Genomic DNA, 22,241 nt, shown 5'->3' on the forward strand with positions numbered 1-22,241 from the left:
CAATGAAGGTTTTTTTTTTAGTAGCTTGAATGACGCTAATACAGCAAAATAAAGTAGCGTTAAAATGGGTTCAATGTGGATATTAAAAGTAGATTACACCCCGATTTTTAAAATATCGTATGAAGTATATTTTTTTATTTTTTTCCTTTTCGATTATATCTGGTGTTACTATAGCTCAGCCGGATTTTGATTTTGAAAAATTAAAAGCGGAGTTTAAAAATGAGCATGTGTTGTATTTAAATCAAACTGAACATTTAGAAATAAGGAAAAGCAAAGAGGGGCTTGAAATGGTAAGCAAGATTAATAATGCAATACTTTATCTTGATGACTATGCAGGTAACTATGCAGAAAAACGGATACCATATTCTGAGCACTTCGAAAGGATTGATGAACTGGAAGCCATAACTTATATACCCGATGGTAAGCGATATAAAAAGGCTAGAGTAGAGGATATTATAGACCGAAGGGTTTCTAAAGATGGCGTTTTTTACGATGATGCGCACGAAAAATATTTTATCTACAAAGGTTTGCAACCCGGTGCAGTAACCGAAGTTACTTATGAGCAAGTATACAAAGATCCTTTTTTTATAGGTTCGTTTTGGTTCGAGGATTACATGCCGGTTCAATATGCTCGCTATAATATAACAGCGCCAAGCAGCGTAAAGATTAAGTATAAGTTATTTGGCGATACAAGCCTCGTTTTATTTACCAAGAAAATTTCGGGAGATAAGATTACGTACTCGTGGGAAGCAAAAAATTTAAAGGCGAAAGAATATGAACCGGAGGCATCGGCAGTTTATAAAAGGCCAACCCATATTATCCCCTATATTTCAAGCTATGAAGTTGACAAGGAAGTGGTACAAGTTCTTGGCGAGCCTAAGCAACTTTACAAATGGTATTATCCTTTTGTCGAAAATTTAAATGTTAAGCCCTCTCGCGAATTAAAGGACTTGGTTGATTCGCTGATAACCGGAGTTTCGCAACCTGAAGAAAAGATAAAACGTATATACTATTGGGTACAAGAGAGTGTAAAATATATAGCTTTTGAAGATGGTTTGGGTGGTTATCAGCCGCGCGATGCCGAGGTGGTATTGCAACGAAGGTTTGGCGACTGCAAGGATATGAGCAGCATACTTACTGCTATGCTGCGAATAGCAGGCCTTGACGCTTACCTGTGCATTATTGGTACGCGACATATTCCTTATAAATACAGCGACTTTGCATTGCCTCAATTGAACAATCACATGATATGTGCATTAAATGATAATGGGAAATGGAAATTTTTGGATGCCACCTTTAATGCATTAAAGTATGGGCTCAATCCTTATCATATTCAAAATAGAGAGGCATTAATTATTAAAGACAGCAATACTTTTGAAGTGTATGCAATTAACGAAACAGATAAAAGTGTAAATTTGATTATTGACACAGTTATGCTCACCATAAATAACAATACACTGGATGGAAGCGGGGAAATTCGTTTTACTGGCTATCACAAAAGCAATTATCAGATGGAATGCAGGTATTTGGCATCCAAAGATATCTATGAGCGATTTAGCAAAGTAGTGCAGGCAGGCAATAACAAATGCATTACCGATACCCTTAATTACCGTGGCCTAACTGACCGCGATCAGGACCTTATAATAGATTATAAGTACCATATTCATAACTACAGCACCGTAGTTGATAATTCAGTTTTTGTAAATCTAAATCTAGATAAGCCTTATAAAGACACCCATATAAACAAGGCTCAGAAAAAATATGATATTGAACATGATTTTAAATCGCAGGATATTTTTGTTGCAGAACTTGAAGTGCCCGCTGGATACACAGTGGTCAAAATTCCTACTGATGTGAAATTTGAGAATCCCAAGTTTGGTTTTACTATTAAATATGAGCAAAAAGGTAACCGCATAAGGTTGCACCGGACTTGCTTTGTTGATACCTTGTCTATAAAACCTGAATCGTTTGATACATGGAACGAAATGATATTAAAACTAAACAACGCTTACAAGCAAACAATTGAATTGGTAAAAAAATAATACAAGCAATATGATTAAGTATTTCGCATTCGTGCTCTCTTTGTCAATAGTTAGTTGTTTTACAATCCTTGCTCAAGACATAGATTACGCTCAGTTTCATTTTGACAAAAAGGCACCAGTGCCAGAGCTAAACGCAGAAGCTAAAAAGGAACCGGCAGTGCTTTTAAAAGATAAGCGAGTTGTAGAATATGTTTACAGTGATAAAGGCGATTTGGAATCCTATACATTCAGATATAAGGCCATTGCCCTGTTGGAAGACCGTGCCATTGAGATGTATAACAAAATATATGTTCAGGCTTACAGCATCGAGCAGATAAAAAAATTGCGAGTACGAAGCACTTCTCCTTCAGGAAAAGTAATTACACTAGGCGAAGCTGAAATGAAAGAAACCACTGAAGATGGCAGAACATTTTTTATACTTGCCATCGAAGGATTAGAGAAAAATAGCTTGCTTGAGTATTATTATATTTTGCAAAACGGGGTTAGTTACTGGGGTACCGAAAAATTGCAGACCAGAAGCTATGTGCAAAAATCAGAGCTTGAGATTATTTCTCCCAAAAATTTATTTTTTAAAGCAAAATCTTACAACGGATACGGAGCTTGTATAGATAGCACTGGCAATGAAAAAAATTATATAATGGCTGCAGCTGAAAATATTACCCCAACCTACGAAGAACAATTTTCGCCAGACGAAGCAGCAGCCATGCGAGTAGAATATAGTATGCAACGCAACAGTGCACGCGAAGGTTTAAGTATGTTCGATTTTAAAAAGGCGGCTACCTACTTTTTTGAGCAACTACATCCTGAAAAAACGCTTAGCGAAAAATCGTTAAAGAAAATTATTGCTAACCTTGAAACTAAAAATGAGAATGAAGAGAAAATGGTTTTGGCAATTGAGAATCACATAAAATCGGCATACCAGATAATTGATAATACCAATAGCAAATCACTTGACGATGTGGTGAAAAATAAATACGGCACTCAAACCGAAATTAACCAACTATACGTGGCGTTGTTTGAATATCTTGATATTCCCTATGAAATGGGACTTACATGTAATCGGTTCGAAAAAAAATTTGATAAAGAGTTTGAAGCATGGAATTACCTCGATGAAGTAATTTTTTATTTTCCGGGTTCCAAGGGATATTTGAGTACCAATAACATTACCCTCCGATACCCAATGATACAGCAACATTATATAAATCAACAAGCTTTGTTTATTGCTAGTTTTGGCATTGGCGAAGTGAAGAAGGCCGTTCATTCTGTGCGTACTATTGAACCACCTGCTGCCGATAAAAGCAATGATAATCTTGATTTAAAAATTTCATTTTCAAAGGATATGGAGGCAGCAGAGATTGATTACACAAGGGAAATTACAGGTTATAATGCAGCGGGAATAAGACCGTTTTATTTTATAACAGCGCAGGATAAGCGCAGTGAATTAATAGAGCAAGTAATTAAAGAAAAGAATGACAATTCTAAAATAGAAAAATTGCAGGTACTCAACTATGACATGACCACAGATGATGTGCAGAAACCATTTACGATGAAATGCATTTTTATCAATCCGAATTTGTTAGAAGCTGCCGGAGATAAGTATTTATTTAAGCTAGGCGAAACTATAGGAGCACAAACCGAAATGTATAACGAGCGTCCGCGAGTTACGGATATTGAGAATGAATACAACCGCTTTTACTTGCGAAAAATAGAGGTAGCCATACCTGAAGGATACACCGCAACCGGCCTTGAAAAGTTAAAAATGAACGTGGTGATGCCAAAGGATAAAGCAAAGGGTACAGGTTTTGAGAGCGATTATGTATTGGAAGGAGACAAGTTGACCGTTACGGTGCGAGAGTATTACAACGACCTTGTTTTGCCAAAAAGCGAGTATGAGCAATTTGTAAAAGTGATAAATGCAGCTGCCGATTTTAATAAGATAACGTTGGTTCTACAAAAAAAATAAACAAGCTTATTGTTACAGGTATTAATTAATTCCCATTATTAATTGCAATGAAAAAAGTAGTAGTTTTTACAGGAGCTGGTGTTAGTGCCGAAAGCGGAATAAAAACGTTTCGCGATAGTAATGGACTTTGGGAAGAACACAGAATAGAAGATGTTGCTACACCTGAGGCATGGCAGCGCAATCCGGAGTTGGTGCAATCTTTTTATAATGACAGACGTAAGCAGTTACTAGAGGTGGAGCCCAATCAGGCACATTATTCAATTGCAAATCTTACCAATTATTTTAGTACCAAGGTTATTACTCAAAATGTTGACGACTTGCATGAGCGTGCCGGAAGTAAAAATGTGCTACACCTTCATGGTGAATTGCGCAAATCGCGCAGTACAGTTAACCCAAGCTTGGTTTACGATATACCAGGATGGGAACTGGGTATGGGAGATACCTGCGCTATGGGTTCGCAATTGCGACCACACATTGTGTGGTTTGGTGAAGCAGTTCCGTTGATGGAACATGCCATTATGCAAGCTCAAGATGCAGATATTTTTATTGTAATTGGTAGTTCTCTCGAAGTTTATCCTGCAGCCAGTCTTATTGAGTTTGCCCCTGAGAATTGTGTTAAATATTTTATTGATCCCAATGCCCGAAAGTTAGGCCATATTCAAAACCTGCATGTAATAAAGGGTACTGCTGCATCCGAAGTTCCCAAATTAGTTGAGCATTTAATTGCACGTTAACCCATAACTTGGCAATAACTTTCATTAATTTCTCTTAGCTCTTAAAAATTGCTGAATGGTGTTGCTTTTTTTTCGTTTTCATTTAAGTTTAGTTTGAGCCTATATCCATTGTCTTTGCTTTGCAAAGGCTCATTGCACAGATATCAAAGATTAAATCTATCATGTGGCAGCCCAATTATTAAGCGCATTATCTGTCATGTTAAAGATGCCGTAAAAATTGAACCATCAACCAATGTTTTTAAATAATTGTTTTCATTTGCAATGAAGATGCTGATCTTGGATTAAAAAATTATGTTTAGAGACTATTTCCAAAACCAACCAGAATTATACGAATGGGTTATTCTGCCACTTATGATTTTTCTGTCGCGTGCCTCTGACGTATCATTGGGTACCCTGCGCAATATTCTTATAAATAAAAATCAGAAAAAGATAGTCCCTTTTATAGGTTTTTTGCAGAAGCAATGCTTTGGCTATTTGCTGTAAGCGGTGTATTAGGATATGTAAATAATTGGATTGGTTACCTGGCATGGGGCTTAGGGTTTGCAACAGGCATTTTTCTTGGTATTAAGATTGACGAGAAGTTAGGCCTCGGATATCAGTTGTTTCAGATCATTACTCATATGGATGTGGCAGAATTGCTACAAAGTTTGAAGGAAGAGGGTTTCTCTGCAACGGTATTAAATGGAGAAGGTACACGTGGCAAAGTATTACATATTTCACTGATTGTATTGCGTACCGAAAGTCTCAGGATTCGTTATTTATTAGGGGTTTACGCCCCTGGAGCATTCTATACAATATCGGATGTTAGGGAGTCTAATGCAGGAGTATTCCCCCAAAACCATAGAAATAGTATTCTTTTTTACGTAAAAAGGTTACTTCCCTTGCACAAATAGTAACTTTGAGCGATATTTGAAACCAAACAAACGTTAGTTGTTGTGTAGTAAAGCGACCAAAAAGTCGCATTTTTTAACCTTACATAAGATACTTTAGAAGTCATGAGCGACAAAAAAACAGGTAATAAAATTTATTCAACGAGTACCTTTTCTCGTATTGAACAATTACATCCATTCAAGACTTTTTTATTTTTTGCAATGGTAGGAAGCACATTGGTTTTCCTTTCACTGCTATGTGTCTATGTCATGAATACTGATTTTGCAACATTATCATCCTATAGTTTACCAAAAGCATTTACCATTGGTACCATTCTGGTTTTGTTCAGTAATTTTTGCATTTCGCATTGCGCAAGAGCCTATAGCGAGGATAGAATAAAGAATCTGCAATTGCTTCTTTCTATTACGCTAGTATTAACTGCCGCATTTTGCATTTGTCAGTTTTACGGATGGAAATTAATGTTTAACTCCGGGTTAATAATTGCCAATGCCGAGGCCATGAAATATCTATACATCGTTTCTGGCTTATATATGTTACACCTCATTATTGGAATTGGTTCGTTAGTCTATTTCAATCTTTCTATTTTTTCTATTTCTGGCGACATAGTAAAAACGTTGCTCTACTTTAGCAATAAGTCAAATAAAACACGCATCGAGATTCTTTCAGTGTACTGGCATTTTACAACTTTTTTGTGGCTTACAATGTTTACACTTTTTCTTGTTACATTGTAAATTCAATTTGGTTTTTCATGAATTCGCAACCAGCATTATTTCCGGTTTAGCAATTTGTTGTAATCCATCAGCCTCTACTTTTTTTATTAATTTATAGTCATAAGATTTATTTAACAATTCATTTTGTGAAATACCTATTGCGCGTGCATCAAAAGTTTGTATTGCCCAGGGATTTAACTTAACTAAAATGTTATACATGCAATTAAAGTGGGCACCCTCACGTATTTTTTAATAATCACTTAAACAAAAATCAAAATGAAAAGAAGTACACTCATCATTATCGTATTATTAGCTGTAGTATTTTTTACAGGAGGCTATGCCTTTCGTTTGTTGCTTGTAAAAGGAGATTTTAACAGTAACAAGCCATTAATGGCTGCGCGTTTTGCAAATCAATTGCCAGATATAATTTCAGCCGAAGAAGAAATAAAAGAGATGCCCAAGGCCGCAACTGCTAGCTCAAACTTTTCGATTTCAGTAAAAAGTATAACCCGGTATAAGAATCTTTCGATGTTTGCATTAATAAGTAATACTGAACTTGATGCTAAAAAGTATATCACGTTGCAAGAGGCTATAAAAAAGGGGATGGCCATTGTGCACGAAACAGAGGATGTCAACAATCTTTCTATAACCAATAAGTCAAATTCATTTCTATTTGTAAATGCAGGGGATATAGTAAAAGGTGGTAAGCAAGACCGCACACTGGCCACAGATTTAATAATAGGACCAAATCAGCAGCGGGTTAAGCTAGCAAGTTTTTGTGTTGAGCATGGAAGGTGGAGTAACCGGGCAGGAGAGGTAACAACTCATTTTAACGCATCCGAGAAATCGTTATCGAGCAACGAGCTTAAAATTGCCGCCAAGCGACAGCGCAACCAATCGCAAGTATGGGAGAAAGTTTCAGTACAACAGAATAAATTGACAGATAATATTTCGAAGATAACAGGTGCTAAAGGGTATATCGCGAGTGACGAGGCTTCCAGATCGAGTTTGCAACTTACGTTAGAAAACAGTGTGGTTGACTCACTCCTAAGTGATTATAAAAAGTATCTGCAACATGCACTTAAACAAGATGGTGTAAACGGAGTTGCATTTTTTATTAATGGAAAATTTTATGCACTCGATATTTATAATAATGCACAGCTATTTAATGACCTGGCTAATAAGTTGCTCGAAGCCGCAATAACCGAGGCCATTAGTGAGTATAATGAGAACATTACTGTAAATCCCCTGAATACCGAGCATTTAATGGTGTATTTAAAAAAGGAATTTAAAGTAGACAATACCATTAATCCTAATAAATACACAACCATAGTCAATAAGATTTTCAAAGATAAAAGCGATATATTTTTATTTGAAACTATAGATACCCATGCAACAAATTGGTTGCACCGCAACATTCTGGTTGATGTAGAAAATACAGCAAGCAACATCAAGCCTCAACAGAGTAATCAGTATTTAAGGAACTAAACTAAAAGTCGAGTTTTAATGCGTTAGTTAAGTTGACTGCATTCGAATTATTGCATAGCCGGGATAGTAATTATTGATTCGATTTCCAATCTTTTTGGCAAAACCCAATGGGAGCTCATCAAAATAGTAAACGAACGTTTCGTTTACATCTATAGAAGGCAACGTTGTACCTCCGCGCAGATAAACCAATGCATCATCGTATGAAAGGGCAACAGAACGAAATGCATCCTGATTAAATCTGGTACATAATGCCAAGGATAATTCTGGTAAGAATTTACGCATTTGGGTATCGCCAATTTTGCAACCGCAATCAACTATGCGGATATGATTTTCGAGTTTACTTAGCATATCAGCCGCTTGTACAGGCAAGGCATGCATGTTATTGCCAATCATTCTGTAATCATACGAAGTATGATTTAGTAGAAATGGTTCCTTATTACTAACCTGAACATACCTGCTGGTTTTGTTGCGTCTGGCACTTTTACGATTATTAGTTGAATCATTTTTTCTTAACATGGCAACCGTAAACCCTTCGCCTTTGCTTTGGCCTGCAAAAAAGCGGTTAGCGTTAATATTTTTTTGCTGAAGGAAATATTCCTTCGGCCTCTGATTTTACAGCAATGTTTTCTGCCTTTAAATTTTCAATTGCCCAAAGTATATTTTCTTCGTTTTCATATGTATTGTAAGTACAAGTAGAATAAATAATATAACCACCGGGCTTGAGCAATTGCCATGCATCGGTAAGTAGTTTTTTTTGCCTAGCAGCATTTAGCTTTACACTTTCTTCACTCCAATAATGCAAAGCTTCTTTATCTTTTCTAAACATGCCTTCGCCACTGCACGGTGCATCCAGTAAAATCAGCTCAAATAATTCTCCTGCTTCAGCAAAACTTTCGATGGATGATTGAGTAACTATACTGTTCATATTTCCCCATTTGGCCATGTTGTATTGTAAACTTCCGGTACGGCTTGCTATTACTTCGTTGCTAATTAGTATACTTTCTGCATGCAGGTAATCTAAAAGAAGAGTCGATTTGCCCCCCGGTGCTGCGCATGCATCAAGCACAGTTATTGGTTTTTCATTTAGCTTAAGAGCATTAACAACATAGCCTATGAACATAGATGATGCCTCTTGTACATAATAACGCCCCTGATGAAAATGGGGGTCAAGTGTAAACTTAGGTCGTTGTGGCAAATAATATCCATACTTACACCATGCTACACAATCCTCAGAAGGTGGTACGGCATGTTTGTTTGCATTCACTCTAACCGAAACGGGTACCGCTCCATCAAGAAAACGTTGAGCAATGCTATCAGCGATTTTAAGATTAGTTGTAATAAACTTGATGTAGTTGCTTTCTGTTGACATTCTAATAGTTTGCTGCCTGCTCAGATTTTTAGTCTGTTTATGATTTATAATTTGAATTTATTTCGAGCTATTTTTTTATTATTAGGAAACGTTCTGCAGATTTATTGCAGTGTGCGATGGCATAAAAACCTAACGAAGATAATTGGAAAATTCGCTATCAGAAAACAATTAGATAAATCTTATACCTTCTCTTTATAACAAATAAAAATATAACTTTGTCACAAAATAATTTTATTAAAAATGCAGGAGCAAAATAACAATCAATTAAATATTGAACTAACAGAAGAAATAACCGAAGGTATCTACTCAAACCTTGCCATAATAACCCATAGTAACAGTGAGTTTGTTTTAGATTTTGTAAAGGTAATGCCCGGTGTTCCAAAGGCAAAGGTAAAATCGCGCATATTGCTTACACCACAGCACGCTAAGCGACTCATAAATGCGCTTGCAGATAATATTTCGAAGTATGAAAAAATGCATGGTCCCATAAAGGAAACCGAAGGATTTGGTATACCAATGAATTTTGGCGGACCTACGGCACAAGCATAATCATTGCTGCTTATTAATCTAAGATCATCTGAGCAGCTTCAAGGCCAATTATACTGCCTATAGCCACGCCCATGCCTCCCATGCGCACCGCACAGTAAACATTGGGTTGTAACAGTTTCACTATACTTTGCTTGGTCGAACCCAATCCCATAATCCCGCTCCAGCGCATATCAACTTCGTAAGTAGTGTTTGGTAATATTACCGTGTTTAACAATTCCTCAAGTTTAGTTTGAATTTGTTGGGTAACATTAAATTCAAATGTATGTTCACCTTCGAAGTTCAAATTGCGCCCTCCGCCAAACAATAAACGGTTGCCCACATTGCGGAAATAATAATACCCTTGCTGATAATGGAATGTTCCTTCAATTTTAAGATTGTCGATAGGCTTGGTAATCAATACTTGTGCACGGGCAGGATTTGTTTCAACTTCAGGAAGTAATTGTCTTGCAAATCCATTGGTACAAATTAATAGTTTGCCTGCCGTTATGCTGAATCCGGCAGAGGTCGTTAATTCAACACCATCATTAAGCGAAGTAAACTGCGTAACCTCTAATCCACAAATTATTTCAACCCCTTCACGCTTTACAGCATCTGTCAATGCATGCATCATTTTTCCCGTATCTACCTGACCCTCACATTCATTTCTAATAATATGTTCAACTCCTGCAAACCCTGATTGCGCAATTTTTTCATTATTCCTGCTATAAGTATTTGTATTTGCAGTAATGTCAGCTAACAATTTATTATAGTCAGGTAAATGTTCTTGACATTGTTCAAATGATGCTTGATCATCATTTGTAAACAGTTCGAAGCCGCCCAAAGCAAGGTAATCTATGCTTTTATCGCCAAGATTTTTGCGTAATAGTTTTAGGCCTTCAAAACGTTTCGATACAATTTCCAGCATGCTTTGTTCGCCCCATTTAGAGGCATCTTCAATCAATTCACTTAGGCTGCCAAAGCAAGCAAAGCCAGCATTGCGAGTACTCGCGCCATAAGGCAAAAAGCCCCTTTCTAATATCACAATCTTTAATTTCGGATTTTTTCGCTTTAAGTTTAATGCGCTGTTTAGCCCAACTATACCGCTGCCGGCAATTACAATATCGATGTGATCAAAATACGTTTCTCTTTCCCAATAACTTAAGTGGAACATGCCTTCTTAATTAATAAAGCAAATGTGACTTTATTTTTTCTAATAGAAAATACTTGAGAGTAAATTACTATACGCTAACTTCGCCAATCTTAAAATTAGGTAATGAAAAGAATTATTGTTAGCACGATGCTATTCTTGTTAGCTCATATGGCTTATGGAATAAAAATTCGGTATTCACTAGACTTTGCTAAAGCAGCCACGCATTACATAAGTGTAACCATGCATGTTACTGAGTGGGCCGGTGATAGCATGATAATAAAACTTCCCGTATGGATGCCGGGAAGCTACATGGTGCGCGAATACTCTAAAAATATAGAATCGGTTGCGGCACAAGTGGGAGGCAAAGCAACCAAGGTTACCAAGGTTAGAAAAAACGGTTGGAAAATAGATACACGCGGAGCTAATACGGTTACCGTTACTTATTTATACTATGCTAATGAACTTAACATAAGACAAACCCATACCGATGAAGGTCATGCCTTTATTATGCCCGGAACTATATGTTGTTTTGTAGAGGGATTCATTAACCAACCCTGCACCTTAGCCATCGTCCCTTTATCTGACTGGAAAAATTTAAGCACAGCGCTTGAGCAAATTGCTAATACTAGGTTTGAAGTAGTGGCAATGGATTATGACGAACTGGTTGATAGTCCGGTAGAAGTTGGTAATCATCAGGTTATTCAATTTGAGGCCCAAGGAATTCCTCATGAGTTTGCAATTTATGGAAACGTGAATCCTGACAAGGATAAATTAGTTCGCGATACGCGAAAGATTATTAAAGCATGTACGAATGTTTTTGGAGAAAATCCCTGTAAGCGCTATGTTTTTTTTTCGCACCACTATCCCGGAGCAGGTGGTGGCTTGGAACATAAAAACAGTTGCACCCTTGCTGGAAGTACGGAGATTTTTAGTAAGGATGATTTGTATAGAGGTCATTTAAACTTAATTGCACATGAGTATTTTCATTTGTGGAATGTGAAGCGATTAAGGCCGGAGCCTTTAGGTCCATTCGATTATGATAACGAAAATTATTGCGAATTACTTTGGTTTGCCGAAGGCTTCACAGCTTATTATGATGACCTGATTACTTACCGGTGCGGCCTTGTAAAACAAGATGATTATTTAAAAACCGTGTCAGGATCATTAAGTTATCTCATACATACTCCGGGCAATGATGTGCAATCTCTTGATGAAAGTGGTTTTGACGCATGGATTAAATACTATCGCGCCAACGAAAACTCACCAAACAGTACCGTTTCTTATTACACCAAAGGTGGTATGGTAGGTCTCTTATTAGATTTGGAAATTATTTCGCGCACACAAGGGTTAAAAAATCTTGATACCCTGATGCGTTACATGTATACCATTTACAGCAAACAACTTGATAAGCCTTTTTCCTATTCTGATGTTATTGCTGCAGCTAATACCATTACCGGTACAAATATGAGTTCCTTTTTCGATAAATGGATAACATCTACAGGTGCGGTACCAACGGCATCTTATTTCGATCAATTTGGAATATTGTATAAACAAACGATAGATTCAGCGTTATCATGGACACTCGGCATTAAAGGTAATGCGGTAAGGCAAGGATTCGCAGTTACAGGTGTTACGCGAAATTCGGAAGGCTTTAACAAAGGTATTACTGCCGGGGATATCATTATTTATTTTGATGGGGTAGGTGGACCGGAAAAAATTGACAGCCTTGTCAAAGTTTCTACAAATTTGACATTCGAAACGCATGTATTCAGACGTGGGCAGACTATAAAACTCAAGTTAGAAAAAAAGTTTCAGGCGGTGTATCAAATAGCGCTGGAGCCAATAAAGAAGCGGGATAAGTACTTTGATTTGTGGCTGCAAAAGGAAGACTAGGTACGAATGAAGTTGCAGTTAGACATACAAATTAAGAGGCCCTCTTCTTTAATCACATTTAGCGATTCTATTTTTTTAATAGGCTCATGCTTTACAGGAAATATTGGTGTTCAGTTGTCGCAGTTAAAGTTCAATACCATTCATAACCCTACCGGAATTTTATTTGATCCCAAAAGTATTGCTACCCATCTTGAACATATTGTATCAGGCAAAACGTATACTGAATCAGATACATTTTACATGAACGAAGTCTGCAGCAGTTGGCTACATCATTCAGATTTTAATGGCATGACCTGCGATGAATGTATTAATTTGATAAATGAGGCTACCCAAAGAGCTCATTTATTTTTATTGCGTGCTAACAAGCTTGTGATTACGCTTGGCAGTGCATTTCATTATGTGCTTGCAGATAATGATATGCCGGTGGCAAATTGCCACCGGGCTCCTTCTGCATGGTTTACTAAGAAATTGATAAGGGCTACCGAGGTGGCAGATATGTTACGAAATGCAATCACTGCAGTTCGAAAAGTTAACCCGGATATTACCGTAATATTTACTGTAAGTCCGGTGCGGCACATTCGCGATGGAGTGGTTGAGAACAACCTGAGTAAGGCGCAACTGATTACTGCCGTGCATCAACTATGCGATGAGTTAACAAATTTGCACTATTTTCCGGCTTACGAGATTGTGGTGGATGTATTGCGCGACTATCGCTTTTATGATATCGATATGGTACATCCTAATTATCTTGCTACACAAATCGTGGCCGATTATTTCTTGCAAAATTATTTTGACGAAAGAACAAGGGCTATTATACCAGGCATAAAGCAGTTGACAACTGCAATGAATCATCGCCCACGCAATCCATTAAGTATGCAACATAAGCAGTTTCTTCAAATACATCTTGATTTATGCAGGCAATTGCAACAGAAACTTCCCCACCTAAACTTCAATAACGAGCAAGCATATTTTTCAACATAAAGCGCAGCGTCTTTTAGAATTAGCAATACATGGCTCTAAAGCTAAATTACCCTCCGGCTTTTTTATGCAATATTTAATAATCCAAATGATTGCTGCATGGTAAAAACTACTACTTTTGTGTTGTGGTACCCTATCAAAAAAGCATAGTCGGTTGTTTTACAAGCATCTTTGTTTTAATGCAAGTGCTTTCCAATGCACATGCGTGGTCGCATCATGATGATTTTCATTGCCTGGCCAAGAACGAGTATCACTTTCATCAGCATGAGCACTCTTGTACACTATGTGATTATGCAGTTCAAGTTATTGATAGTGCCAAGTTTGAAGAAATAAGCATACAGTCGCCTTTTGCTTTTAACCGTCACACCATATGTGCATTACCAGAAGGTTTCAGACAACATCTAAATTACACTTTTCCTGAGCGAGGTCCTCCTTTAGTTTAGCGCTTTTACAATGACATCTTATCCATAAGTTTTGCCTAAATAGGGTAAAGGTTATGTTGGTTATTTAGTGTTTTACTCAGGGTTTAGTAACTCTCTTATTTTATTTTGATGATTTTTAGTTTTGGCAAAATGTTAATACTGCTTGCAGTCAATACATTGAGCATTATGCTAGTGAATGCTATAGCCAATGCGCAAAGCAAGGTGCCTCCTTGTTCGCATACCTTAAGTGGTTATGTTACCGATGAGCATGACGGTATGCCTCTCGAATATGCAGCAGTATACATTGTGGAGTTAAAAATTGGAGGTGTAAGCGATAGCAGTGGTTTTTATAAGGTCAATGGTTTATGCAGTGGAACATATACCGTCAGGGTTACGCATATCGGTTGCGATACGGTTTATGAGAAATTGACATTAACCCAAAGTATGATCAGTAACTTCCAAACGGAGCACCATGTGGAAGAGTTGGAACGCATTACCATTTCTGCTTCCAGGTTGAATGATGAAACTACCACGCCACGAAAGCAAGTTGCAGCGTATCGATTAAATGAAACCAAAGGAGAAGTATTTGCAGCTACTTTAAGGAGTGTAACAGGTATTAACATGCTAACAACAGGTGCTACTATTTCAAAGCCGGTGTTGCATGGTATGCATAGCAATAGGTTATTGATTATAAATAATGGAGTAAGGCAAGAGGGGCAGCAATGGGGCACCGAGCATGCTCCTGAAATAGATGCTATGAATGTGGGTAATTTGCAAGTGATAAAAGGAGCAAGTAGTGTTCAGTATGGTCCCGATGCAATGGCAGGAGTTATAATTGCCGGTGCGCCCGCTATGGCCGATAGTGCCGGTGTTAGTGCCAACGTATTGCTAAGCGGATGGAGCAATGGCCGCGGAATGGCAAGTGCCGTTAATCTTAAAGGTAAGTTAGGTAAGCGTTTCCCGCTTGCATGGCAGGTGAATGGAACGCTAAAGAAAACAGGCGACATGCACACACCACATTATAATCTAAAAAACTCTTCTACGCAGGAAGTTAATTTTTCTTATGCTTTAGCTTATCGCATGCGGAAAATATCAACCGAAGTGTACTATTCGCAGTTTAACACCAAGCTTGGAATTCTATCGGCATCGCACATTGGTAATGTAACCGACCTTTTGCAGGCCTTCAATAGCGATACTCCGCAAGTAACAGGTGATTTTAGTTACGATATTGGTAAACCATTCCAGGATGTGCAGCATGAGCTTTTTAAGACTAAGACATATATACTTACCGGTACAGCAAGCAAACTCGAGTTGCAATATGCAAGGCAGTATAACAAAAGGGCTGAGTATGACAAGCATGGCAGCAAGACCAATGACGATTTGCCTGAGATGCAATTGGAAATTACCACCCATTCAGCAGATATGATTTGGCATCACAACCGTTTTTCTGAGATTTCGGGAATGGTTGGGGTAAGTGGATTTTTGCAAAGCAATACGATAGAAGGTAGGTTGATTATACCAAATTATAAAACCACTAATGCAGGGGTTTTTATAATTGAAAAGTGGAAACACAATAATTGGTTGGCAGAAGTAGGGGCAAGGTATGACTTTCGAAAAATTTCCATTTATAAGTACGATTATGTAAGTGCAGGAAATTATGTGCTAACTACACCTGAGCATACTTTTAATAATACCTCCATTAATGCAGGTCTAAGTTATTCAGACCAAAAAGGTTGGTCGTTTAATTTGGCTTGCGGTATGGCATGGAGGCCTCCTTCGGTAAATGAGCTCTATAGCTATGGCTTGCATCACGGGGCAGCCGCCATCGAAAAAGGGGATTCGCAATTGCAGGCTGAAACGACCTATAATATTTCTCCAGAGCTGAGATATCAAAATGCAATCATAGAACTGGAATTGAATCCTTATATGCATTACATTACAGATTATGTGTACCGTCAACCTGAATCGAAACCTGTGATTACCATACAAGGAGCTTTTCCTTCTTTTCAATATAAGCAGGCAGATGCATTATTGTATGGTAGCGACCTTACTTGCAAACTTACACCTGCATTTTCAACACAGTTGGTTTACACCGCTTCATTGGTGCGTGCGCAAAATCTTGAGTCAAATACATGGATAATAAACACCCCATCGGACCGGCATGCCTTGGAATTAAGACAAAATTTAAAGGATGGTAAGCGAAGCAAAAGCGCTTATGTGGCCGTTACTGTAAGCCATACAAATAAGCAATGGCGTGTGTCGGCAAACGAAGACTTTACACCGCCACCTCCTTCTTATGCATTGGTTGAATTGGTTGCATCAACAACGCTGCTTTATAAACAACAATCGGTAACCGTGGTTACCGGTATTAATAATCTTACAAACAACAGCTATCGCGATTACATGGATAGATTTAGATATTATGCAAACGCTCCGGGCCGCAATATTTATATTCGATTAATTTTTAACTTTCTTTAATTTAAAAAATATGAAAAAAACAATTTTAAATACATTATTTTTTTTGGCAATTATATCAGTAGTAACCTCTTGTAAAAAAGATAAAGATGATCCTGAAAATCCTCCACCTACAGGCAACGAACAGGAAATTATAACTACCTTGAAATTAATTTTTAAGGATAGCGCAAATTTAGCAGATGTGCGTTCAGCCACATTTCGTGATCCGGATGGAGATGGGGGGTTAGGCCCCAATATTTTTGATACCATTAAGCTTGATGCCAATAAAACCTGGCTAACCGAAATCGTTTTATTAAACGAAACTGTAAATCCTGTTGACAGTATATCGAACGAAGTGCTTGAAGAGGCCAACGATCATTTGTTTTGTTACACAGCAACTGTGAATATAGTCGAAATTGTAGTAACCGATAAGGATGGCAACTCCTTGCCTATAGGTATTCAATCAAAATGGACAACAAAAGCTGTAGGTCAGGGCACAGTTCAGGCAGTACTTAAGCATCAACCGGGCACTAAGAATGGACAATGCAATATCGGTGAAACCGATATTGATGTTACCTTTCAAATGCAAGTGCAATAAACTAACGCAGGCGGGTGAAAACCTGCCTGCTTACTTTTCCTTTTGAATTGGTTATAGCTACTACAATATTGCCTGTACTAACTTTTTCGGAAATAGTAATCTGATTTATAAAAATTGGAAGCACATATTTTGTGAATGACTGAAGTAGTTTTCCTGTCACATCATATATAGATACCGTTACATCCTGATTGGTGGTAGTAAAGAAACCTATTGTAAACTCATCCTTAAATGGATTTGGTCCATAGTTAATAATAAAATCTTCGTCCTTACTAACAGGAGTATCTAGTCCGCCTAATATGAAGGATGCTTGCGAGAAATTAGGAATCCCAAATCCGAGTAGTGTATCGGGGTTACTGTATTGCGAAGCACTTTGTCTAATTGCACTTGTAAGTTCTGCGCTGGTTTTTGCATTATGCGCTTGCCAAAGGCAAGCAGCAAGTCCTGCAATTACTGGTCCTGAGAACGAGGTTCCATTACCGGGCACCACTGAACCATCCCAGGGCGAAACCACATAGGTGCCTTGACCTAAAGCACATACATCAGGCTTCACACGTCCATCGGGGGTTGGGCCATTTCCACTAAATGATGCATATTGCATTAAACTATCTACAGCCCCAACAGCTAAAATGTTGTTAGCATCGGCTGGCACACTAATATAGTTCCATGGACTATTTCCTTCGTTTCCAGCACTGTTAATTACTACAATGCCTCTGCTTGCTGCAATATCTGCTGCAATGCTCATTGGCGCTGTATTGCCATCCAAGGAGGCATAACTGTGGTTGTGATTTGGATTGTCAAATAGCGTGTAGCCAAGTGAAGTTGAGAATACATCTGCACCAATACTATCTGCAAATTCAGCACCTGCAGCCCAATTATACTCTTCAATTATGTTTTCAGTAGCGCCATCTTCAATTCTGCATAGTATGTATTGAACATGGGGAGCTATTCCTACCATTGTACCGGGAAGGTTAGCGGCCATTACTGATAGGCACGAAGTGCCACGTGGGTGAAAATCAAAAACTAAGTCATTATTCAAAACAAAGTCATGAGTTGCTACTATTCGGTTTTGTGCGAATAGGCTATCAAATACTGGAAGCGAATCTGTTTTCCAAAAACCAGCATCCATTATAGCAATCATCATTCCATTGCCACTAAAGCCGGCATCGTGCAGGTTAATAGCGTTTAGCATATTAATCTGATGAAAGGCCGGGCCATAAGAAAAACTATTTGACTTTTCTGAATTTGCCGCTTTCGGTCTTGTTAATATTTCACTGCCCTTAAATTTTCTGCTGTCTATATCTGCAGATGTGGCTACTATTATTCTGCCTACATTATTTACCGAACTCACAAATGATAAAGCTTGAACATCGGCAAGCACTTGTGAGTTGGTAGTTTGAATGGTTATGGTATTTAGCCATTTCGAATAATTTATAATCGTTGCACCGAGATTACTGATAGTGCTTACATAAACAGGGTTTACAGGCAAGTCCATAGAATCTATGGCTATATTTTGATTCGCTCGCCTGGTTATAGATTTTTGACTTAGATACGCACCCGGATTAGAAAAACTGTAGGGTGAATTATTCTTATCTTTCAACTGCACCACATATCGGTCCTGAGCCACAGCTGTTGTCAAAGAAAAAAATAGTAAAGCAATTACAATATTGTTTTTTTTAAATAGTGAATTCATAGAATAAAATGTTATTTCTTATAATCAATTATGTTCTCTATGTACTTTATGTATTTTACTGTATCAATAATATTGGGGTTGCCTTGCTGTGCTTGTCGTTCAATTTTGTAACTGTAACGATATACCAAGCCCACATTGGCAGCATATTTTTCATATTCAAATTCGGGCTTCACCAAATTGGTGGTGTCATCAGTGTGCAACACAGTAGCAACTGAGTCAAGGTTAAATTTTCCAACCTGTTCATTTACGTGCACATCAGTAAATTCATAATCCATGCGCTCAAATATGTTTTTGCTATTTCCATTCCATGTTTTACCATTCTTAATCGGAAAGCTAACTTTAATGAAACGGTTATTGTCTTCGTTTCGCTCATACGCCATGCTGCTAATGCGCGCACTCCATACCTGATAAATTGTCCAATCTGGAAATTGACCAGAATCTTTACGAAATCGTTCGATACGATATGCAAGGTGTCCTTCATCATCAATAAACGTGTCTGCAACTACCTCTTTTATTTGATAATGGGCGTGAACATAATTTGTAAATCCTGCCTTATAGGTTGAATCAACATCGTAAATGATCCAGTCGCCAATTTCAATGGGAGTGTAATTTATTCCGATGTAAGGAATTTCATCTTGCGAAGAATCTTTTTTACATGCGCTTATAGTAAAAATATAAAACATGTAACTAAATATTGTCAAGCAATATTTAGCCGAATTTGAAACTTGAACTTTTTTTATCATGACCTAAATGGTTTATTTTTACAAAGGCATAATCATTTCCAGCGCACAAGGACTTTTTACATATACATCTTTCTGCCCATCTGGGTAGGTTATTTCAAAATATACCGAATTTCCAAACCTCCAATTACTAATAATAACTTCTGTTCCGTCATCGCTCAATCTTGATTTTAAAGTTTCTCCGGTTTTTTGCAAAGTTCCTTTGTCAATACATTGAGCGGGTCTGCGTAGTTTAAACTTGTACTCATTAGGTGCTAGTTTTCCATTAAGCGAAGTATCCACCTGATTTATTGTTTGCGCTTTGGTATCTAGCGAAATAATTAAGGCGAAGAAGAATGCAAGTAAAAAATATCGTGCCATAGTAACAATGTTTTTAATTCGCATCTAATTTACAGACTATTTACTAGATGCGCAAAGATAATTTTATTTGAAGCGTTTATTTTACACAAATTTGCAAATAGAAACGTTAGATTTTTTTAAACTATATAAATTAATAAAAGATGGTTCACGAAATTGATTTTAACATAGTAGGTGATGATGTTCAATTGGTGGAAATTGAATTAGATCCGAAAGAGGCGGTGCGTGCCGAGGTAGGAAGCATGCTCTATATGGAAGAGGGAATAGAAATGCAAACCGGCACAGGTGGAGGTATATTCAAAGGCTTAAAGCGTATGATAACCGGAGATAGTTTTTTTATAAGCAGTTTTATTAATCAGGGTGGTGGCAAGCGTAAAGTTGCTTTTGCAGCTCCATACCCGGGAAAAATTATTCGAATAAATCCTGCAGATCATGGAGGAGCATTTTTTTGCCAGAAGGATGGATTCCTTTGCGCTGCTCAAGGGATAGAAATAAATGTGGCTTTCACTAAAAGATTTGGTGCAGGCCTATTTGGAGGCGAAGGATTTATTCTGCAAAAATTAGAAGGAAATGGCAATACGTTTATTCATGCAGGTGGTACGATTATACGGAGAGAATTGAAGCAAGGCGAAACATTGCGCGTAGATACTGGTTGTCTGGTTGGCTTTAGCCCTACCATTGATTATGACATTAAATTTGTTGGAGGATTTAAAAATGCTTTATTCGGTGGCGAAGGTTTGTTTACAGCCCTTGTTACAGGTCCTGGTTTAGTGTTTCTGCAAAGCCTACCATTATCGAGGTTAGCTGGTCGTATATTACAAGCGGGAGGATCTTTTGGAGGTAGAGAAGAGTCGCGCGGTCTTGGTGGAATAACCGGAGGCTTGCTTGGAGGCTTAATAAGCGGCAAAGAATAATTATTAATTTCTATATCTCTTCATGGCAAGTATTTATTTTAAGACTGAATCGTTTTATTTTCTTAAAGATATGCTCCATCCGGATATTGCTAAAGCAGGATTCTTTAGTAGTTGTAATTGCATTAATATTAATAGGCAAGAATAAATTTTCATTTATTGGCTTACAAACTTGATTTGGATAAAAAAAAGACATATATTTGCTTAACTCTTAAATCAAAAAAAATCAAAAATGGCAAAGAAAACTACATTATTATTTATTCTTTTAACTGCCGGAATGGCTATAAGCGATAAAACTTATGCGGCAAAGTTTACTGTTCAAGTAAGCTCGTTTCAGTTTTCGCCAAGTACTTTTAGTATGAACCTTGGTGATACTGTGATTTGGCAGTACGTAAATGGTAGTCATACCACCACCAGTACAGTTATTCCTAACGGAGCAGCACCATGGAATTCGCCTATGAGCCCCAATGTAACAACCTTCTTGTATGTGCCTGCAGTTGTTGGAACGTACAATTATCAATGCAATCCGCATTCAGGCGTAATGCAAGCTAGTTTTGTTGTTCTTTGCCCGCCTGTGCAGGTTGCAATAGCTGCAAATGGTCCAACCACTTTTTGTAAGGGCGGAAGTGTGACACTTGCAGCCACACCATCTACCGGCACATTTAAATGGCAGAAGAATGGGGTTGACATCCTTGGAGCGGTAATGTCAACTTATACAGTAAATCAAACAGGAACTTTTAATTACAGTGTAATTCGAACTAATAATTGTGGTAATACTTCTGCATCGAATGCAATACAAGTAAAGGTAAAAGCATTGCCAGCTGCTACCATTACGCCTAAAGATACCGTTCTAAAATGTGCAGCTCAAACCATCACCATGCTGGCAAACTCAGGTAATAACTTAACCTATCAATGGAGACGAAATGCAACCCTATTGAATGGACAAACCAATCAAGTATATATGAGCAATCAGGCAGGTACCTATAGGGTTATCGTTACCAACACTGCTTCAGGTTGTAGCCGCACATCGCTACCAACCTATGTTATTAATAATTGCCGCGAAGGCAATCAATTAGAAACTGATTTGGCTGTTGGGCCTAATCCATTTTCGCATGATTTTTCAATACTACTGCCGGTTTCAGGCATGGTTTGTAAGCTCGAAATATATTCCATAAGCGGACAACGTGTTTTTGCAAAAACAATATCTGAAACCACGTCCGGCCTTGGGACTGAGCTAGAGCCAGGAATGTATTTTATTAGAATGATAGATGCATCAACAGGAGCGATCTTAAAAATGGAGCGATTGATAAAAAATTAATTAGT

21 protein-coding genes are annotated in these 22,241 nt (G+C 37.8%); 14 read left to right on the forward strand and 7 right to left on the reverse strand.

Going from position 1 to position 22,241, the window contains the following annotated elements; genetic code table 11:
- Positions 1 to 119 precede the first annotated feature (119 nt).
- The 5 genes from IPO27_09125 (at position 120) to IPO27_09145 (ending at position 6,361) form a co-directional block, all read left to right on the forward strand.
- Positions 120 to 2,042: a DUF3857 domain-containing protein gene (locus IPO27_09125; GenBank protein ID MBK8846676.1), complete on the forward strand. Its 1,923-nt coding sequence runs from the start codon at positions 120 to 122 to the stop codon at positions 2,040 to 2,042.
- A 10-nt stretch (positions 2,043 to 2,052) separates the two neighbouring features.
- Positions 2,053 to 4,005 carry a hypothetical protein gene (locus IPO27_09130; protein MBK8846677.1) on the forward strand — a complete coding sequence of 651 codons (1,953 nt, stop codon included), beginning with the start codon at positions 2,053 to 2,055 and terminating at the stop codon, positions 4,003 to 4,005.
- 47 nt (positions 4,006 to 4,052) lie between these two features.
- Positions 4,053 to 4,739 carry an NAD-dependent deacylase gene (locus IPO27_09135; protein MBK8846678.1) on the forward strand — a complete coding sequence of 229 codons (687 nt, stop codon included), beginning with the start codon at positions 4,053 to 4,055 and terminating at the stop codon, positions 4,737 to 4,739.
- 461 nt (positions 4,740 to 5,200) lie between these two features.
- Positions 5,201 to 5,632: a hypothetical protein gene (locus IPO27_09140; GenBank protein MBK8846679.1), complete on the forward strand. Its 432-nt coding sequence runs from the start codon at positions 5,201 to 5,203 to the stop codon at positions 5,630 to 5,632.
- 102 nt (positions 5,633 to 5,734) lie between these two features.
- A complete protein-coding gene (locus tag IPO27_09145) occupies positions 5,735 to 6,361 on the forward strand; it encodes a hypothetical protein (GenBank protein ID MBK8846680.1) in 627 nt (208 codons plus the stop codon).
- Between the two features lie 15 nt (positions 6,362 to 6,376).
- Here the strand turns inward: IPO27_09145 and IPO27_09150 are convergent, their stop codons facing one another.
- Complete coding sequence (locus IPO27_09150) at positions 6,377 to 6,559, reverse strand: hypothetical protein (GenBank protein MBK8846681.1); 183 nt, start codon at positions 6,557 to 6,559, stop codon at positions 6,377 to 6,379.
- Between the two features lie 57 nt (positions 6,560 to 6,616).
- On the opposite strand from IPO27_09150, the gene IPO27_09155 reads away from it, so the two are divergent.
- On the forward strand, positions 6,617 to 7,828 hold the full coding sequence (locus IPO27_09155; protein MBK8846682.1) for a hypothetical protein: 1,212 nt from the start codon (positions 6,617 to 6,619) through the stop codon (positions 7,826 to 7,828).
- Positions 7,829 to 7,855: 27 nt separating this feature from the next.
- Here the strand turns inward: IPO27_09155 and IPO27_09160 are convergent, their stop codons facing one another.
- Entirely contained in the window at positions 7,856 to 8,344 is a 489-nt protein-coding gene (locus tag IPO27_09160) for a hypothetical protein (GenBank protein MBK8846683.1), read from the reverse strand.
- 52 nt (positions 8,345 to 8,396) lie between these two features.
- Positions 8,397 to 9,197 (reverse strand): RsmB/NOP family class I SAM-dependent RNA methyltransferase, encoded by an 801-nt coding sequence (locus IPO27_09165; protein MBK8846684.1) that lies wholly within the window; start codon positions 9,195 to 9,197, stop codon positions 8,397 to 8,399.
- Between the two features lie 240 nt (positions 9,198 to 9,437).
- On the opposite strand from IPO27_09165, the gene IPO27_09170 reads away from it, so the two are divergent.
- Positions 9,438 to 9,746 carry a DUF3467 domain-containing protein gene (locus IPO27_09170; protein ID MBK8846685.1) on the forward strand — a complete coding sequence of 103 codons (309 nt, stop codon included), beginning with the start codon at positions 9,438 to 9,440 and terminating at the stop codon, positions 9,744 to 9,746.
- Between the two features lie 13 nt (positions 9,747 to 9,759).
- Here the strand turns inward: IPO27_09170 and IPO27_09175 are convergent, their stop codons facing one another.
- Positions 9,760 to 10,896, reverse strand: coding sequence for an FAD-binding oxidoreductase (locus IPO27_09175; GenBank protein ID MBK8846686.1), 1,137 nt, complete (start codon positions 10,894 to 10,896; stop codon positions 9,760 to 9,762).
- A gap of 102 nt (positions 10,897 to 10,998) precedes the next feature.
- Here IPO27_09175 and IPO27_09180 point away from each other — a divergent pair, with 102 nt between their 5' ends.
- The 5 genes from IPO27_09180 (at position 10,999) to IPO27_09200 (ending at position 17,220) form a co-directional block, all read left to right on the forward strand.
- On the forward strand, positions 10,999 to 12,768 hold the full coding sequence (locus IPO27_09180) for a M61 family metallopeptidase (protein MBK8846687.1): 1,770 nt from the start codon (positions 10,999 to 11,001) through the stop codon (positions 12,766 to 12,768).
- Between the two features lie 6 nt (positions 12,769 to 12,774).
- The gene (locus IPO27_09185; protein MBK8846688.1) at positions 12,775 to 13,749 is read left to right on the forward strand and encodes a GSCFA domain-containing protein; all 975 of its coding nucleotides are present in this window, start codon (positions 12,775 to 12,777) and stop codon (positions 13,747 to 13,749) included.
- Between the two features lie 122 nt (positions 13,750 to 13,871).
- A complete protein-coding gene (locus IPO27_09190) occupies positions 13,872 to 14,189 on the forward strand; it encodes a hypothetical protein (GenBank protein ID MBK8846689.1) in 318 nt (105 codons plus the stop codon).
- A gap of 129 nt (positions 14,190 to 14,318) precedes the next feature.
- A complete protein-coding gene (locus IPO27_09195) occupies positions 14,319 to 16,646 on the forward strand; it encodes a TonB-dependent receptor (GenBank protein ID MBK8846690.1) in 2,328 nt (775 codons plus the stop codon).
- A 10-nt stretch (positions 16,647 to 16,656) separates the two neighbouring features.
- Positions 16,657 to 17,220 (forward strand): hypothetical protein, encoded by a 564-nt coding sequence (locus IPO27_09200; protein MBK8846691.1) that lies wholly within the window; start codon positions 16,657 to 16,659, stop codon positions 17,218 to 17,220.
- 1 nt (position 17,221) lies between these two features.
- On the opposite strand, the gene IPO27_09205 is transcribed toward IPO27_09200, so the two are convergent.
- The 3 genes from IPO27_09205 to IPO27_09215 are packed head-to-tail and all read right to left on the reverse strand — an operon-like array spanning position 17,222 to position 20,010.
- Positions 17,222 to 18,910, reverse strand: a complete 1,689-nt coding sequence (locus tag IPO27_09205) for a S8 family peptidase (protein MBK8846692.1) — start codon at positions 18,908 to 18,910, stop codon at positions 17,222 to 17,224.
- An 11-nt stretch (positions 18,911 to 18,921) separates the two neighbouring features.
- A complete protein-coding gene (locus IPO27_09210) occupies positions 18,922 to 19,653 on the reverse strand; it encodes a hypothetical protein (GenBank protein ID MBK8846693.1) in 732 nt (243 codons plus the stop codon).
- A gap of 18 nt (positions 19,654 to 19,671) precedes the next feature.
- A complete protein-coding gene (locus IPO27_09215; GenBank protein MBK8846694.1) occupies positions 19,672 to 20,010 on the reverse strand; it encodes a hypothetical protein in 339 nt (112 codons plus the stop codon).
- A 140-nt stretch (positions 20,011 to 20,150) separates the two neighbouring features.
- Here IPO27_09215 and IPO27_09220 point away from each other — a divergent pair, with 140 nt between their 5' ends.
- On the forward strand, positions 20,151 to 20,921 hold the full coding sequence (locus IPO27_09220; GenBank protein MBK8846695.1) for a TIGR00266 family protein: 771 nt from the start codon (positions 20,151 to 20,153) through the stop codon (positions 20,919 to 20,921).
- Positions 20,922 to 21,150: 229 nt separating this feature from the next.
- Positions 21,151 to 22,236 (forward strand): T9SS type A sorting domain-containing protein, encoded by a 1,086-nt coding sequence (locus tag IPO27_09225; protein MBK8846696.1) that lies wholly within the window; start codon positions 21,151 to 21,153, stop codon positions 22,234 to 22,236.
- The last annotated feature ends 5 nt before the right edge of the window (positions 22,237 to 22,241 follow it).

Source organism: Bacteroidota bacterium, from assembly GCA_016714535.1.
GTDB lineage: Bacteria > Bacteroidota > Bacteroidia > AKYH767-A > OLB10 > JADKFV01.